Raw genomic sequence first — 16,130 nt, 5'->3', positions numbered from 1 at the left:
GTATGGGGGCTGGGGCGCGCTCAACCGTGCGATAGGCGGACCGCATCCGGATTCGCCCCTTCCCGCACTACCTCACCCGGGGTTTTATCCTCCCGCAGACCCCGCCAGCTCGGCTGGCGCAGCCGGCCGTCGGCGGTCCACTCGCTGTAGCGCACCTCCCCGACAAGCACCGGCTGAACAAACGTCACGCCTTTGGCGTCCCGCGCGGAAAGCGGTGCATCGAAGGGGGACTCGCCGGTGCGCAGCGGTGCGAGCCGCTTTTTGAGATCGGCAAGCGCGCGCTCGGTGAAACCGGTGCCGACACGCCCGGCGAAATGCAGGCCACGCGGCCCCGGGATGCCCATCAGCAGTGAGCCGATGGGGCGCCCGCCTTCGCCGGCCCGCCAGCCGCCGATGACGACTTCCTGGGTGTTCCAGTGTTTGTGTTTGACCCACGAGGCCGAGCGCCGGCCCGGCTGATAGGTGGAGTCGCGTTTCTTGGCGATCACACCCTCCCAGCCCTGCTTGCGGGAGAACTCCAGCGCGTCGGCGCCGTCGCCGGGCAGCAAGCCGGGAACGATGAGCTTGGTTCCGGTAGCAAGGGTTTCCAGCAGCTGGCGGCGATCGCTATACGTGGCACGCAGCAGCGAGCGGCCGTCAAGGTAGAGCAGGTCGAACGCCCAGAACTCGAGGCGGGTGGAAACCAGCCGATTCTGGATTCCGGTGAATCGCGGTATTCCGGATTTGTCCGGCGCGACGACCTCCCCGTCAAGCACAACGTGATGATCGGCCAAATCAGCTGCCATCGAGTGTAATTGGGGATACTCCAGGGTGACATCGCGTCCGCTGCGGGACCGCAGCCGTACCCTGCCGTGATCGGCGTCGACCAGCATGCGATACCCGTCCCACTTGCCTTCGAACGCCCACCGCCCCGATGTCAGGTTGGCCACCGGGCCCTCGGTAGCGAGCATCGGGTAGAGCTCGTCGAACCGGAAATACTTCTGGTCTTTCATCCGGTGGATCAGCCACTGGTTGCCGTTGGTGTGAATCAGCGCGTAGCGCCCGGAGATCCGGTTGCCGTGCAGGACGACGATGATCTCGTCGTCGTGGAACTTCTCGGTGTCATAGGTGCCGGAGTCCCAGATGACGACCCTGCCGGCACCGTATTCGCCCTCGGGGATGGTGCCCTCGAAGGTGGCGTACTCGAGGGGATGATCCTCGGTGTGTATCGCCAGGTGATTCACCGATGGGGTCTTCGGGAGGTTTTTCGGCACCGCCCACGACACCAGCACGCCATCGCGCTCCAGCCGGAAGTCGTAGTGCAGCCGGCGGGCGTGGTGCTCCTGGATGACGAACGTATTATTTTGACCTGCAGCGGGTTTGGCAGCGGGCACCGGTTCGGGTGTCGTTGACGGGTTGCGCATGGCGCGGTATCTCGTCAACCGGTCGACGGATGCCGCGGCATCCAGCGGCGCCAGCAGATCGCCCTCCCGGGCAACACGGGCGAGCACTTCGTCGTAGCGCAACTGGCGCAATGCCGGGTCGTCGAGTTCCTCCCAGGTCCGCGGCGCGGCCACCGTCGGCTGTTCTCGGCCGCGCAGCGAGTACGGCGCGATGGTGGTCTTCGAGGCATTGTTCTGACTCCAGTCCACGAACACCTTGCCCGCTCGCACGCTTTTTGCCATGCTCGCCGTGACCAACCGCGGCATCGTCTTTTCCAGTTGCTGCGCAATGCGTTTGGCCAACACGGTCGCACCCCTGGTGCTCACCGGTTCATCCAGCCGGGCGTAGAGGTGCAGGCCTTTGCTGCCACTGGTCACCGGGAAGGTGCTCAGCCCGATCTCGGTGATCAGGTCTCGAACGGCGCGTGCCACCGCGGTCAGCTGGTCCATCGCCACACCGTCACCCGGGTCGAGGTCGAACACCAACCGGGTTGCCGGACCGGGCTTTAGCGTTTCCCCACCGCGCGTCCACTCGGCGACGAACCGCCACTGCGGCACGTGCACCTCCAGCGCCGCCTGCTGGGCGATCCAGGCCAGCGCGACGGGGCTGTCGAGGATGGGATAGGTCGTTGTTCTGTTCCGGTGTGTCACGCTGGCACGCGACAGCCAATCCGGCGCGGAGGAGGCGAGTTGCTTTTCGAAGAACGACGGCTCATGCACACCGTTGGGCCAGCGTTTGCGGGTGGCGGGCCGACCGGCGAGGTGCGGCAGCATTACGCCGGCGATGGCGGTGTAGTAGTCGAAGACGTCTTTCTTGGTTGTCCCGGTGGCCGGATACAGCACCTTCTCGGCGTTGGTGAGCAGCACCGGCGGCCGAGCCTGCACCCGCGTCATAGGCTCACGGTACGTCGCCCGGGCCGTGGCGGCACCCGCCGGCAGCCACACCTGTCGTAGTGTCGAGACGTGCCGCGGACCCGTGCCTGACGCCCTGCAGCTGAACAGCGCGACCCTGGCCCGACTGCCGATCGCGACGCCGGGCTATGACCGTGACCGTGTCGGTGTGGGCATCGCCCACATCGGGGTCGGTGGCTTTCACCGCGCCCATCAGGCCGCCTACATCGACCGGTTGCTCGAGCGGGGCTTGGCACGCGAATGGGGCATTTGCGGGGTCGGGGTGCTGCCCGCCGACCGCCGCATGAGAGACATCCTGCGCGCCCAGGACGGTCTGTACACCCTGGTTCTGCAGCACCCCGACGGCCGCCGGGATGCCCGGGTGATCGGCTCGATCCTGGACTACCGCTACGCACCCGATGATCCGGAGGCGGTGATCGAGTTGCTGGCCGCGCCGAACACCCGGATCATCTCGCTGACCGTCACCGAGGGCGGCTACCACGACCCCGACGGGCCGGCGTTCCGGTTGATCGCCGAGGCGCTGGCCAGGCGCCGCGAGCGGGGGATCGCCTCGCCGACGATCGTGTCCTGCGACAACATCGAACGCAACGGCGAGGCCGCGCGGCGGGCCGTCCTCGCGCATGCCGAACACCGGAATCCCGCCCTGGCCGACTGGGTGGCTGAACACACCCGGTTTCCCAGTTCGATGGTGGACCGCATCACCCCGGCCACCACCCCGGATGTCGTCGCCTCGGTGGAACGCGATTTCGGTGTCGCCGACCGGTGGCCGGTGGTGGCGGAGCCGTTCACCGCCTGGGTGCTCGAGGACGACTTCGCCGACGGTCGCCCGCCGCTGCAGCAGGCGGGGGTTCTGCTGGTCGACGATGTCGGCCCCTATGAGCTGATGAAGCTGCGGCTGCTCAACGCCGGCCACCAATGCCTGTGCTATTTCGCTTATCTGTGCGGGTACCGGTTGGTCCACGACGCCGCGGGGGACCCACTGTTGGCCGAATTCCTACGGGTCTACCTCGACTCCGAAGCCACCCCGACGCTGCCGCCGGTGCCCGGAATCGATCTGGATGACTACAAGCGCACGCTGATCGAGCGGTTCGCCAACCCCGCGGTGCGCGACACCGTCGCGCGGCTGTGCTCCTACTCGTCGGATCGCATCCCGAAATGGGTGCTTCCGGTGATCCGCGCCAACCTGGCCGCCGGGGCGCCCATCCGGCTGGCGTCGGCGACGGTAGCCGCTTGGGCGCGCTACGCCGAGGGTGTCGACGAGCGCGGCGAACCGATCGAAGTCGTCGACCGGCTAGCCGATTCGCTGGTGCCGATCGCCCGCTCGCAGCGTGCGCACCCCACCGCCTTCATCGAGAACACTGCGGTGTTCGGGGATCTGGCGCAGGTGCCGCGCTTCGTCGAGGCCTATCGCTGGGCGCTGGATTCGTTGCATCGCCACGGGGCACGGGTGACGCTGACGAGATTGCTTCGCAACGAGCGGCGCCCATGAACCGCGCCGGCGACGAAGCAGAGCGAAGCGATGAGGAGAAGCGGCGCCCATGAACAGCGCGGCCAGGCCGCGACGTGCGGGAGCCCGGGTGTCTGGCCGTCGCGGCCCTGGTCGACACCTACCGGGTGTCGGCCACCGTCACTTTCGACCCCAATGTGCGTTCGGCGCTTCTCGACCGGGGTCTGGCCCGCGAACGCATCGAGCACCTCGTCGAACGCAGCGACGTCGTTAAAGCCAGCGAGGAGGATCTGCGCTGGATCGACCCTCACCGGGCGCCCCGGCAGCTCGCCCGCGCCTGGTTGACGATGGGTCCCGCGATCGTCGCGGTGACGATGGGCGAGCGCGGCGCGATCGCGGTGTGCGCGAACGGTGAGACCCGGGTGGCAGCCCGGCCGGTGCAGGTGGTGGACACGATCGGCGCCGGTGACGCCTTCATGGTCGGCCTGATCGACGCGCTGTGGGGAATGGGTTTGCTGGGCGGCGCCCGGCGTGGCGAACTTCGCCGGATAGCACTCGATGCGCTGACGGCGGCGCTTGAGGCGGCCAGCCTATCGTCGGCGCTTACCGTCGCCCGCACCGGCGCTGACCTGCCCGATCGGGCCGCGCTGCCGGCCGCCGCAACGGCCGGAACATGGCGGGTCAAGCCGACCGAAATGCCGTAGCAAGCGCCGCTGCCAGCTAACGTATCGGGGGTAGCGGGAACGTTCGGCCGCCGGAGGTGCCCATGCACGTTGGTTTGCTGTCCCGGCGCGCCCGGGCTGCCCACGATCTCACCGCGTGGGCGGGACACATCGGCGCCGCAGCGAGCGACACCGACCACACGGCCCTGCAGAAGCGTCTGGCCGTCGTGCTGTGCGCGGGAACCTTGCCGCTCACGGCGCTGTGGAGCGCGATTTATTTGCTGGCGCACGCCCCGCTGGCCGCGGCGATACCGGCGTTCTACACGCTCGTCACCCCATGGAACACCGCGTTGTTTGCCTGGACCCGCAATTTCGCGTTCTACCGCTTCACACAACTGCTGTTGATCCTGATCTTGCCGTGGCTGGTGACGATCGCGCTGGGTGGCTTCCGACAATCCAGCGTGGTCATCATCTGGGCGGCACTGTGTCCGCTGGGATCGCTTCTGCTCGAAGAGCCCCGACGGACAGTGCTCTGGATCGTAGGTTTCGTCGCGTTGCTGGTCGCGACGGCGCTGCTGCAGGGCCATCTGACGCCGGCACACCTCTCCGACACCTTTGTCACCTGGTTCTTCGTGCTCAATGTCGGATCGGTGGTTGCGATCACTTTCGGGCTGCTGCACCATTTCGTCGGTGCCCGCAACTTCTTCCAGGAACGCTCGGAGATGTTGCTGCTCAACATCCTGCCGAAGGAGATCTGTGAGGCACTGAAGACGCAACCGCGCGCCATCGCCGCGCACTATGACAGCGCCAGCATCCTGTTCGCCGACATCGTCGAGTTCACCCCGATGGCGGCGACCATGGCGCCGCTGAGTCTGGTCGATCTGCTCAACGAGGTGTTCCAGTGCTTCGACGCGCTCGTCGACAAGTACGACCTGGAGAAGATCAAGACGATCGGCGACTGCTACATGGTCGCCGCCGGGGTGCCGCGCCCGCGTGCCGATCACGCCCAGACCCTGGTCAACCTCGCGCTGGACATGCGGGCCGAGGTCAACGAGCGGACCTTCGCCGGGCGAAGACTCGCCTTCCGCATCGGCATCAACTCCGGCCCGGTGGTCGCGGGCGTCATCGGCCGCAAAAAGTTCATCTACGACCTGTGGGGCGACACCGTGAACATGGCCAGCCGCATGGAGTCTCACGGCCAAAGCGGCATCATCCAGATCACCCGCAACACCTTCGACCTCGTCGGCGATGAATTCGATTGCCAGGCGCGAGGCACCATCGAGGTCAAGGGCGCGGGTCGCGTCGAAACATGGTGCGTCACCGGGAGGAAACCGGCCGGCGAGCGACCCCCTCGCGGCACCTGGTACGCCACGTGAAACGGCCGATGAGGCTCTGCCGAGCTGCCCACCACCCGACGGTCGCCCTCAGCCACGACCCCGATGCCCCCGATGCGTTTGCGGTATCCGGGTCCACCCAATCCGATGTGGGCATACTGGACGCTATGCGTTCCATCTGGAAGGGTTCGATTTCCTTCGGGCTGGTCAACGTGCCGGTCAAGGTGTATGCCGCCACCGAGGACCACGACATCAAGTTCCGTCAGGTGCACGCCAAAGACAACGGGCGGATCCGCTATCAGCGGGTGTGCGAGGTCTGCGGTGAGCTCGTCGAGTACAGCGATATCGCGCGGGCATACGAATCCGCTGACGGCAGGATGGTGGTGATCACCGATGACGACATCGCGACGTTGCCGGAGGAGCGCAACCACGAGATCGAGGTGCTGGAATTCGTCCCGGCCAGCGACCTCGACCCGATGATGTACGACCGTAGCTATTTCCTGGAGCCAGACGGAAAGTCGTCGAAATCGTATGTGCTGCTTGCTAAGACGCTAGCCGAGACCGACCGTGTTGCGATCGTGCATTTCACCCTGCGTAACAAGACCCGGCTTGCGGCCTTGCGGGTCAAGGATTTCAGCAAGCGCGACGTGATGGTGGTGCAGACGTTGTTGTGGCCCGACGAGATCCGTGACCCCGACTTTCCCGTTCTGGACCAAAAGGTCGAGATCAGGCCGGCGGAGCTGAAAATGGCGGGGCAGGTGGTCGAATCGATGGCCGAAGAGTTCCACCCAGACCGCTACCGCGACACCTATCAGGACCACTTGCGTGAGCTTATTGATGCTAAACTTGAAGGCGGACAAGCATTTACGGTTGAGCAACAGCCGTCTGCGCTCGACGAGACCGAGGATGTCTCCGACTTGCTCGCCAAGCTGGAGGCCAGTGTGAAGGCGCGATCGGGTACTGGTGCGCCACCGACCAGGAAGCGACCTACCAAGAAAGTCCCCGCCAAGAAGACACCCGCCAAAAAGACTACCGCGACATCGGGTACCAGCCCCTGAGGACCGAACCTCACGGGTGGTTTCAGCGCCTTAATTCTGACCTGCGGTGAATGAGGACCTACCGGGGTCACCCCCGGGCGCTGTAATCCGGGTGCGCAGCCTGGCCCCGGGTGCACTCGCATCACCCATCACGAGGTTCTGCTTTTACCTGGGCTTTTCCTCGACGTCAGCACCTCGCCGAGGGGACCCTCAATTTTTCGGATAACCTAACTTTCGCATTCGCCCAATCGGATCGAAGGTCGGTGACTTGGCCCAGGACACCCGCACCCCCCTCAAAACAGGCTGGTATCTGCTCGGGCCGGCATTTGTCGCGGCCATCGCCTATGTCGACCCGGGGAACGTAGCGGCCAACGTCAGCGCCGGCGCCGAGTACGGTTACCTGCTGCTGTGGGTGATCATGGCGGCCAATGCGACGGCAGCCCTGGTTCAATACCTCTCGGCCAAACTGGGCCTGGTCGCCGGGAAATCGCTTCCCGAGGCGGTCGGTGCCCGGATGCGCCGCTCCACCCGTTTAGCCTACTGGGCGCAGGCCGAACTTGTGGCAATGGCAACCGATTTGGCCGAAGTGGTAGGCGGAGCCATCGCGCTGGACATCTTGTTTCATCTACCGCTGCTGATCGGCGGGGTGATCACCGGGGCGGTGTCACTGCTGCTGCTGATAGTGCAGAATCGTCACGGCCAGCGCATGTTCGAGCGCGTCATCGAAGGGCTATTGGTCGTCATCGCGGTGGGCTTTGCCGCCAGTTTCTTTGTCAAGACGCCACCCCCCGGTGCCGTCATCACCGGCCTGCTGCCCCGCTTTCGCGGCACCGAAAGCGTATTGCTGGCCGCCGCCATCCTGGGCGCTACCGTCATGCCGCACGCGGTTTATCTGCATTCCGGTCTGGCCCTCGACCGGCACGGCCATCCGGAGACGGGACCTCAGCGGCGCCGGCTGCTGCGAGCCACCCGCTGGGACGTCGGGCTGGCGATGTTTATCGCGGGGGCGGTCAATGCGGCGATGCTGTTGGTCGCCGCGATCAACCTGCAGGGCCGCGACAACAGTGGGTCAATCCGGCGCGCCTACGAGGCCGTCCACACCACCCTGGGTCCCACGATCGCGCTGCTGTTCGCCGTGGGGTTGCTGGCGTCGGGTTTGGCGTCCACCTCGGTGGGCGCCTACGCCGGCGCCGTGATCATGCACGGGTTACTACACCGCTCGATCCCGGTCCTGGTGCGCAGGGTGATCACCTTGATCCCCGCGCTGGTGATCCTGGCCAGCGGACTGAACCCCACCCGCGCACTGGTGCTCTCGCAGGTGGTCTTGTCATTCGGCATTCCCTTTGCGCTGGTGCCGCTGGTGCGCCTGACCGGTGACCCCGTGCTGATGGGCGATGACACGAACGGTCGCCTCACCGCCGTCGCCGGCTGGACGGTCACGGCGCTGATCAGCCTGCTCAACGGGGCGCTGATTTTTCTGACGGTGACCGGCTGATGCCGGCCGGCCCGTTGTCCTGGACGGCGACCCGTTCCCGGACCTGACGTCTCACCCGGCTTGCGAGGTTGCGCTGCGATATCGGAACATTCGATGGATGGTCAGCCGCGATACGTCGGCGCTCACCGTGCCGGTGCGGGATCGGGCCGCCCTGCGGGCGGTCAATTTTTTCATGGCGGACATGGAAGCCGGCATGGGCCCTTTCCTGGGCGTACTGCTGGCCGGGCGTGGCTGGGGCACCGGGACGATCGGCACCGTCATGACCCTGGGCGCCATCGTCGGGATGTGCACCGTGGGGCCCGCCGGCGCGCTGGTTGACGCCACCACCCGCAAGCGAACCGTGGTCATCGTCGTCGGTTTGGCCGCGGTCGCGGCCTCCGCGGTGATCCTGACATCGCGACAGTTCTGGGTCGTCGCCGCCGCGCAAGCCGTGATGTGCATCTCGGGTGCGACGATCGCCCCCGCGGTCATCGGCATCACCCTCGGCATGGCCGGCCAAGCCGGCTTCACCAGCCAAAACGGTCGCAATCAGGCCTACAACCACGCCGGCAACCTGGCCGGCGCCGCGCTCGGGGGTCTGCTCGGCTGGGTGTTCGGATACCCCGGGGTGTTCTGGCTCGCCGCGGTGTTCGCGGTGATCACCGTTGTCGCTGTGCTGCGAATCCCCGCCGGGCACATCGACCATCACGTGGCGCGCGGCGAGGCGCTGGGGGGTGGTCAGGCCCCGGTCAAACGGCTGCGGGTGCTGATCGAGTCCCGCCCGCTGCTGGCGGTGGCCGGCGCGGTGATGCTGTTCTGGCTGGGCAATGCGGCGATGCTGCCGCTGTACGGACTGGCCGTGGTCGCCACCCACGCCAACCCGTTCACCACCGTGGCCAGCACCGTTGTCGTGGCCCAGGCCGTGATGATCCCGGCGTCGCTGGCGGCCATGAAGATCGCCCAAACCCGCGGCTACTGGCTGGCGATACTGATCGCATTCGCTGCGCTGCCCGTCCGCGCGCTCATCGCCGCCGGTGTGATCACCCCCTGGGGAGTCATCCCGGTGCAGATCCTCGACGGGGTGGGGTCGGGCATGCTGTCGGTGGCGGTGCCCGGGCTGGTGGCCCGGATTCTCGATGGCACCGGCCACATCAACGTCGGCCAGGGCGCGATCATGGCTGCTCAGGGTCTCGGTGGAGCGCTCAGCCCGGTGCTGGGCGGATTCGTCGCTCAGATATTCGGTTTTCCGGCCGCTTTTGTGCTGCTTGGCGGATTGTCATTGGGGTCGCTCGTGATCTGGCTCGGGTGTGCCGCCCTCCTGCGGGGCGCGGACAGCCAGGTCCCCGCGTTGACGGTCGCCGTGGAGGCGACCTGAGCTCTTGGCAACACCGCACCACCCGGGGCCACCCGACTCCGGCCGGTGCGCCCCGCACTGCTGACGGCCCCCTCGACCCCGACCGCGAGATCGATCGACGGCGCGGTATCGCCGCCCATCCCGCGGACCATGCCGCACCCGCGCCAGGCCTGGGCTCGGACCACGCCGCGGGTCGGTACCGCCCGAGCACTCCGATACCGCATCCCGCCCCGGTAAACTGGCGCTGCCGGTTCTGGTCCGCACCCTCGTTGAGGAATGGCTCCGGGATATCGCCTGGCTATGGAGGAACATGAAACGTCCGGTATTAAGCGCCTTGCCCGTGGCGACCTTCGCGACGGCGGCCGCAGTGATGCTCTCGGGCGCCGGGGTTGCTCGCGCGCAAACGGATGTCGAGACCGCGTGCAAGAATTCCGGCGGCGAATATTCGTCGGAGCAGGTGCAACCTCACTGGGGTGCCGAGCCCACCCTCATCGAGACGTGTTGCACCGGCAGTGGTGGATCGCGGCAATGCGTCACGTACCGCGACGGGGTTCCGGGGCCCGCGTACAAAAGCGGTTAACCCGTTCTTTCGGCGACGGTGTCGGAGTCGCGGTCGTAGTCGCGCATGTTCTGCGGCAGGGACGTCGACCGGAAGGTTGCGTGATCCGATGCTTTCGGTCATCGTCGACCCGGCGAGACAGCCGGGACATCCGCGTGCAGCGCTCACGATAGCGGCGTGAGCGTTCCGCGCGACGCGAGCGGGCGCGGCTCGGGTGGCGCCACTGTCGGAGTGCGGTGTCTGGGTCTAGGGGCGTTGGCACCCGGAACTCGTTGCAGCACTGTGCCGTCAGCCCGGCTATGAGCTGATCCGCCGGGCCCCGCGGGCCCATTCGGTCAGCGCCCGAAGCTCACGAGTGACGTCGGCGGGGCGTTCCAGCATCGCGCAGTGTCCACCGGGCAATTCGACCAGGCCGGCGAGGTTGGGCACGGTCGCGGCGATCCGGCGGGATTGGCTGATCGGGGTCAGTCGGTCGCGTCTGCTGCCGATGACAAGGGTGGGCACCGTCAACCCGGTCAGGCTGAGGTGGCGGCATCCCATGGTGCTGAGCATCTTCGCGCAACCGCCACGGCCCGCCGGTGCGGTGCCCAGGAACAGATCGCAGATCAGCGCGGCGACCCCCGGGTCGGCGTCAGCGCCGACGGTCATCATGGCGATGAATTCGCGGGCCACCCGTCGTCCCGCACCCGGCAGCGGTACCGAGCCGAGCGTCGCTATCAGGCCCCGGGCGGCCCAGACCCGCGCTGGCGCCAGCTGCGCCGGTACCGGCAACAGTCTGACTTTCCGCAGCAAATCGCCGGTGGTGGTGTTGATCAGCGCGACGGCGTCGGCTCGTCGTGCGACCTTGTGACGGTAGCGGTCCGACCAGGCGGTGATGGCGATACCGCCCATCGAGTGCCCGGCGATTACCGCGCGCTCATGCGGCCCGAGGGTGGCCTCAAGCACGGCGTCGAGGTCGGACGCCAGGTGGTTGAGGCTGTAACCGCCACGCCGCGGAACCCCGCTGCGTCCGTGGCCGCGATGATCGAACGCGATCACCCGGTGGTCGGCGGCCAGATCGGCGATCTGGTGGGCCCACACGGGGATCGCGCAGGTGATGCCGTGCGCCAGGACAATCGGGTAGCCCTCGTCGGGCCCGAACACCTGGGTGTGCAACAGGGTGCCGTCGGCGGCCCGCACGGCCACGGTGCGGCTCGGCGGCAACGCGACGGGCAGCCGGGCGGGCGCACCGCCGCGAGTCACTCGACGAGAACCCATCGATGCCGCCCATCACCCACCACTTCTTCGGATACCCCGAGTCTAAAGCCGCCCCAACGCCGCAGCCGTGGTGTCGTTAGGCTGCGATCTGCACCGAGACGGCAACCGGTGCCGGCCGCGGATCGGGTGCCCGGTGATAACGCGTCCGCGCTTGGGGGTGTCTTAAGGAGAGTGGGAATGCGTGCGGTTCAGGTAGCCCGCCTCGACGGCCCGGACGCGGTCCGGGTGGTCGACCTCGACGAACCGGGCGGTGACGGGGCCGTTGTCATCGACGTCCATGCCGCGGGCGTGGCATTTCCCGACGTGCTGCTGACGCGCGGCCGCTACCAGCACCGGCCGGCCCTGCCTTTCGTCCTCGGCGCTGAAGCGGCGGGCGTCGTGCGCAGCGCGCCCGCCGGCGCTCAGGTGCGCCCGGGTGACCGGGTGGCCGCCTTGACGATGCTCACCGGTGGCATGGCCGAAGTGATCGCGGCGGCACCGCATCGGGTGTTCAAGCTGCCCGACACGGTGTCCCTGGAGGCCGGCGCGGGCTTGTTGTTCAACGACTTCACCGTGCATTTCGCGCTTCGGACCCGTGGCCGGCTGACCCCCGGCGAAACCGTGCTGGTGCACGGGGCCGCCGGCGGCATCGGCACGTCGACGCTGCGGCTGGCCCCGGCGCTTGGCGCGGCCCGGACCGTCGCCGTGGTCAGCACGCCCGAGAAAGCCGACGTCGCCACGGCGGCCGGCGCCACCGACGTGGTAAGCGCCGACGGCTTCAAAGACGCGGTGCTAGAGCTGACTAACGGCCGCGGGGTCGACATCGTCGTGGACCCGGTCGGCGGCGACAGGGTCACCGACTCGTTGCGCGCGCTGGCCCCCGGCGGTCGCTTGTTGATCGTCGGCTTCACCGGTGGTGACATCCCGACGATCAAGGTGAACCGGCTGCTGCTGAACAACATCGAGGCCGTCGGCGTCGGCTGGGGGGCGTGGGTGGCGTCACGCCCGGAATATCTCACCCGGCAATGGTCGGAGGTGGAGCCGCTGCTGGCCGCGGGCGTGGTTCCGGTGCCGCGGCCGGTGATCTATCCGCTGGAACGGGCCGCCGAGGCGATCGCATCACTGGAAAGCCGAACCGCCCGAGGCAAGGTCGTCATCAGGCTGCGTCAGTAGCGCCCCGGCGGCAACGGCCGGCGCGGGCCGCCCAACCGGAGCGCCGAAAAAGAACCCGGCCTACAGCCTGACAAGCCGCTGATAGCGCTGACGGCAAACGCCGTGGGGGCCGGGCACCCCCGGGATAGACTCTGGTTAGCAGCGGCAACCGGGCTGAAGAGGAGCGCAATTCATGGCCACCACTACCGAGGCGGACACCGCGACCCGCACCGCGTTCGAGCAGGAAGTCGCCGCCACGCAGCGATACTTCGACAGTCCGCGCTTTGACGGGATCATCCGGCTTTACACCGCCCGCCAGGTTGTCGAGCAGCGCGGCACGATTCCCGTCGACTACACCGTGGCCCGCGAGGCGGCGACGGCGTTTTATGCCCGCCTGCGCGAGCTGTTCGCTCAGCGCAAGAGCATCACGACGTTCGGACCCTACTCGCCGGGGCAGGCCGTCACCATGAAGCGGATGGGCATCGAGGGGATCTACCTCGGCGGGTGGGCGACCTCCGCGAAGGGCTCCACCACCGAAGATCCGGGTCCGGATCTGGCCAGCTACCCGCTGAGCCAAGTACCCGATGAGGCCGCCGGGCTGGTGCGCGCACTGTTGACCGCCGACCGTAACCAGCAGTACCTGCGTCTGCAGATGAGCGATGAGCAACGCGCCGCGACCCCGCCCACCGACTTCCGTCCGTTCATCATCGCCGATGCCGATACCGGCCATGGCGGTGACCCGCACGTGCGGAACCTGATTCGCCGCTTCGTCGAGGCCGGTGTGCCGGGCTATCACATCGAAGACCAGCGCCCCGGAACCAAAAAGTGCGGCCATCAGGGCGGCAAGGTCCTGGTGGCCTCGGACGAACAGATCAAACGCCTGAACTCCGCCCGCTTTCAGCTCGATGTGATGCGGGTGCCCGGAATCATCGTGGCCCGCACCGACGCCGAAGCGGGCAACCTGATCGACAGCCGTGCCGACGAACGCGACCAACCGTTCCTGCTGGGCGCGACCAACCTGAAGATCCCCCCGTATAAGGCGTGCTTCCTGGCGATGATGCGGCGCTTCTACGACCTGGGAGTCAAAGAGCTCAATGGTCATCTGCTCTACGCGCTTCCCGAGGGGGAATACGCCGCCGCCGAGGCCTGGCTGAAGCGCCAAGGTATTTCGGAGCTGATCGAGGAGGCGGCCGGGGCGTGGCGGCAAAACGGCCGGCAATCGATCGACGCGCTGTTCGACAACGTCGAATCGCGGTTCGTCGACGCCTGGGAGCGAGACGCCGGGCTGATGACCTACGGCGAGGCCGTCGCTAACCTCCTCGAATTCCGCGAAAGCGAGGGCGAACCCCCCGACATGAGCGTTGCGGAATGGCGGCGATTCGCGCAGCGGGCGTCGCTGTATGAGGCCCGTGAGAAGGCCAGGGAACTGGGGGCCGACGTGGGCTGGGATTGCGAGCGGGCGAAGACCCCCGAAGGCTATTACCAGGTTCGCGGTGGCATCCCGTACGCGATTGCCAAGTCGCTGGCCGTCGCGCCGTTCGCCGACCTGCTATGGATGGAGACCAAGACCGCGGACCTCGCCGAGGCCCGCCAGTTCGCCGAGGCGATCCACGCCGAGTATCCCGACAAAATGCTGGCCTACAACCTCTCCCCGTCGTTTAACTGGGACACCACCGGGATGACCGACGAGGAAATGCGGGCCTTCCCCGAGGAGCTCGGCAAGCTGGGCTTCGTCTTCAACTTCATCACCTACGGGGGTCACCAGATCGACGGACTGGCCGCCGAGGAGTTCGCCACCTCGCTGCGGCAAGACGGCATGCTGGCATTGGCCCGACTGCAGCGCCAGCTGCGGCTGATCGAGTCGCCCTACCGCACGCCGCAAACTCTGGCCGGCGGGCCGCGCGCCGACGCCGCGCTGCTGGCTTCCTCGGGGCGCACGGCGACCACCAAGGCCATGGGCAAGGGCTCCACCCAGCATCAGCACCTGGTGCAGACCGAGGTGCCGAAAAAGCTGCTGGAGGACTGGTTGGCGATGTGGAGCGAGCACTATCAGCTGGGCGAGAAACTGCGTGTGCAGCTGCGCCCGCACCGCGCCGGCTCGGAGCTGCTCGAGCTCGCCATTTACGGCAAGGGGGAGGACGAGCTGGCCAACGTCATCTTCTCACCCTTCCAAGACCGCCGCGGCAGCACCATTCTCTCGGTGCGGGACCAGAACACGTTCGCCGAGCAGTTGCGTCAAAAGCGCCTGATGACCTTGATCCACCTGTGGCTGGTGCACCGCTTCAAGGCCGACGCGGTGCACTACGTCACCCCCACCGAGGACAATCTCTATCAGACCTCGAAGATGAAATCCCACGGCATCTTCCGAGAAGTCAACCAGGATGTGGGCGAGATCATCGTCGCCGAGGTGAACCACCCCCGCATCGCCGAGCTGCTGGCACCCGATCGCGCGGCGCTCTGGCGACTGATCCGCAAGGAAGACAAGGGCGCAGGGTAGTGTGGTGCCGGCCTAGGGTCTGGTCAATCGCCGGGGGCGATGGCATCCTGGGCCCGTGGTCGCTGTTCACTCGACGATGCTCCCGCTGGGCACGCCGGTGCCCGACTTCCGGCTCCCCGACGCGCAGGGAAAGCTCCACGGCCCGGCCGACGCGGCCGGGGCCGCAGGGCTGCTGGTGGCCTTCGTCTGCAATCACTGCCCGTACGTCATCCACATCGGACCGACACTCGGGCGGCGGGCCCGTCAATGGATGGATCAGGGGGTGGCGATCCTGGCGATCAACGCCAACGACACCACCGCCTATCCGCAAGACGGGCCCGAGCACATGCCTGTCTTCGCCGAGCGCAACGGGTGGAGCTTCCCGTACCTGCTGGATGAGACCCAGGAGGTGGCCCGCGCGTTCCGGGCCGCCTGCACCCCGGATCTGTTCCTTTTCGACCGGGAGCACAAACTGGCCTATCGCGGTCAGTTCGACGCGAGCCGGCCCGGCAACTCCCGACCGGTCACCGGCGATGACCTCGACCGGGCCGTTCAGGCCGTGCTGGCGGGCCGGCCGGTTCCGGGCGAGCAGGTGCCCAGCATCGGCTGCAACATCAAGTGGAAACCCGGCAACGAGCCCGATTACGGGCCTTCCTCGGCCACGCACTGACCAGCGGGCAGCGCCAGCCCACGCGCCAGCTGGTCGGCACGTCTCAGCAGCGTGGGCAGGCGATAGCGATCATGCATACCCCCAACGATCTCGGCCGCCTCGAGCACGCTTGTGCCCGCCGCGGTGACGAACAACGGCCGGCTGCTGGCACCACGGTGCACCCGGTCGCGTCGCCCTTCGCACACCGTGCCTTCGCTACGCCGATGACGACCTGCCGGCCCGTGCCGGCGGATGGCAGCTATAAAACGGCCCCCGAAGAGTCCTCCCCGGGGGCCGTTTGCGCTGGTAGCGGGGACAGGATTCGAACCTGCGACCTCTGGGTTATGAGCCCAGCGAGCTACCGAGCTGCTCCACCCCGCGACGGTAAACACCAGGTTACCGAACGCTCGGCGGGGC

General features: G+C 67.3%; 11 protein-coding genes, 1 tRNA gene and 2 pseudogenes. 9 read left to right on the top strand and 5 right to left on the bottom strand.

Annotated elements, in window-relative coordinates; genetic code table 11:
• Positions 1–20 precede the first annotated feature (20 nt).
• The gene (locus QJR12_RS11735; protein ID WP_300582217.1) at positions 21–2,315 is read right to left on the bottom strand and encodes an ATP-dependent DNA ligase; all 2,295 of its coding nucleotides are present in this window, start codon (positions 2,313–2,315) and stop codon (positions 21–23) included.
• 82 nt (positions 2,316–2,397) lie between these two features.
• Here QJR12_RS11735 and QJR12_RS11730 point away from each other — a divergent pair, with 82 nt between their 5' ends.
• The 6 genes and pseudogenes from QJR12_RS11730 (at position 2,398) to QJR12_RS11705 (ending at position 9,662) form a co-directional block, all read left to right on the top strand.
• A complete protein-coding gene (locus QJR12_RS11730; protein WP_300582214.1) occupies positions 2,398–3,822 on the top strand; it encodes a mannitol dehydrogenase family protein in 1,425 nt (474 codons plus the stop codon).
• Positions 3,823–3,896: 74 nt separating this feature from the next.
• Positions 3,897–4,484 (top strand): annotated as a pseudogene (locus QJR12_RS11725) (PfkB family carbohydrate kinase); the annotation flags it as partial.
• Positions 4,485–4,546: 62 nt separating this feature from the next.
• Positions 4,547–5,818, top strand: coding sequence for an adenylate/guanylate cyclase domain-containing protein (locus QJR12_RS11720; protein WP_300582212.1), 1,272 nt, complete (start codon positions 4,547–4,549; stop codon positions 5,816–5,818).
• A 125-nt stretch (positions 5,819–5,943) separates the two neighbouring features.
• On the top strand, positions 5,944–6,834 hold the full coding sequence (locus QJR12_RS11715; RefSeq protein WP_300582210.1) for a Ku protein: 891 nt from the start codon (positions 5,944–5,946) through the stop codon (positions 6,832–6,834).
• A 217-nt stretch (positions 6,835–7,051) separates the two neighbouring features.
• Positions 7,052–8,308 (top strand): Nramp family divalent metal transporter, encoded by a 1,257-nt coding sequence (locus tag QJR12_RS11710; RefSeq protein WP_300582469.1) that lies wholly within the window; start codon positions 7,052–7,054, stop codon positions 8,306–8,308.
• A 97-nt stretch (positions 8,309–8,405) separates the two neighbouring features.
• The gene (locus QJR12_RS11705; protein WP_300582207.1) at positions 8,406–9,662 is read left to right on the top strand and encodes an MFS transporter; all 1,257 of its coding nucleotides are present in this window, start codon (positions 8,406–8,408) and stop codon (positions 9,660–9,662) included.
• A gap of 647 nt (positions 9,663–10,309) precedes the next feature.
• On the opposite strand, the pseudogene QJR12_RS11700 reads toward QJR12_RS11705, so the two are convergent.
• Positions 10,310–10,435 (bottom strand): annotated as a pseudogene (locus QJR12_RS11700) (hypothetical protein); the annotation flags it as partial.
• 62 nt (positions 10,436–10,497) lie between these two features.
• Entirely contained in the window at positions 10,498–11,457 is a 960-nt protein-coding gene (locus tag QJR12_RS11695; RefSeq protein WP_300582205.1) for an alpha/beta hydrolase, read from the bottom strand.
• Positions 11,458–11,634: 177 nt separating this feature from the next.
• Between QJR12_RS11695 and QJR12_RS11690 the strand changes: the two genes are divergently transcribed.
• The 3 genes from QJR12_RS11690 (at position 11,635) to QJR12_RS11680 (ending at position 15,734) form a co-directional block, all read left to right on the top strand.
• The gene (locus QJR12_RS11690) at positions 11,635–12,609 is read left to right on the top strand and encodes an NADPH:quinone oxidoreductase family protein (protein ID WP_300582202.1); all 975 of its coding nucleotides are present in this window, start codon (positions 11,635–11,637) and stop codon (positions 12,607–12,609) included.
• A 172-nt stretch (positions 12,610–12,781) separates the two neighbouring features.
• Positions 12,782–15,085 (top strand): isocitrate lyase ICL2, encoded by a 2,304-nt coding sequence (aceA, locus tag QJR12_RS11685; RefSeq protein ID WP_300582200.1) that lies wholly within the window; start codon positions 12,782–12,784, stop codon positions 15,083–15,085.
• Between the two features lie 76 nt (positions 15,086–15,161).
• Entirely contained in the window at positions 15,162–15,734 is a 573-nt protein-coding gene (locus QJR12_RS11680) for a thioredoxin family protein (RefSeq protein WP_300582466.1), read from the top strand.
• On the opposite strand, the gene QJR12_RS11675 is transcribed toward QJR12_RS11680, so the two are convergent.
• Positions 15,707–15,919: a hypothetical protein gene (locus tag QJR12_RS11675; protein ID WP_300582197.1), complete on the bottom strand. Its 213-nt coding sequence runs from the start codon at positions 15,917–15,919 to the stop codon at positions 15,707–15,709. The two genes, QJR12_RS11680 and QJR12_RS11675, sit on opposite strands and share 28 nt — an antisense overlap.
• A 98-nt stretch (positions 15,920–16,017) precedes the next feature.
• A tRNA-Met gene (locus QJR12_RS11670) sits at positions 16,018–16,094 on the bottom strand.
• Positions 16,095–16,130 lie beyond the last annotated feature (36 nt).

Origin of the sequence: Mycobacterium sp. (assembly GCF_029961025.1) — a bacterium.
Classification (GTDB): Bacteria; Actinomycetota; Actinomycetes; order Mycobacteriales; family Mycobacteriaceae; genus Mycobacterium.
The sequence above is the reverse complement of the archived record's forward strand: the minus strand, read 5'-3'. Positions and strand labels throughout refer to the sequence as shown.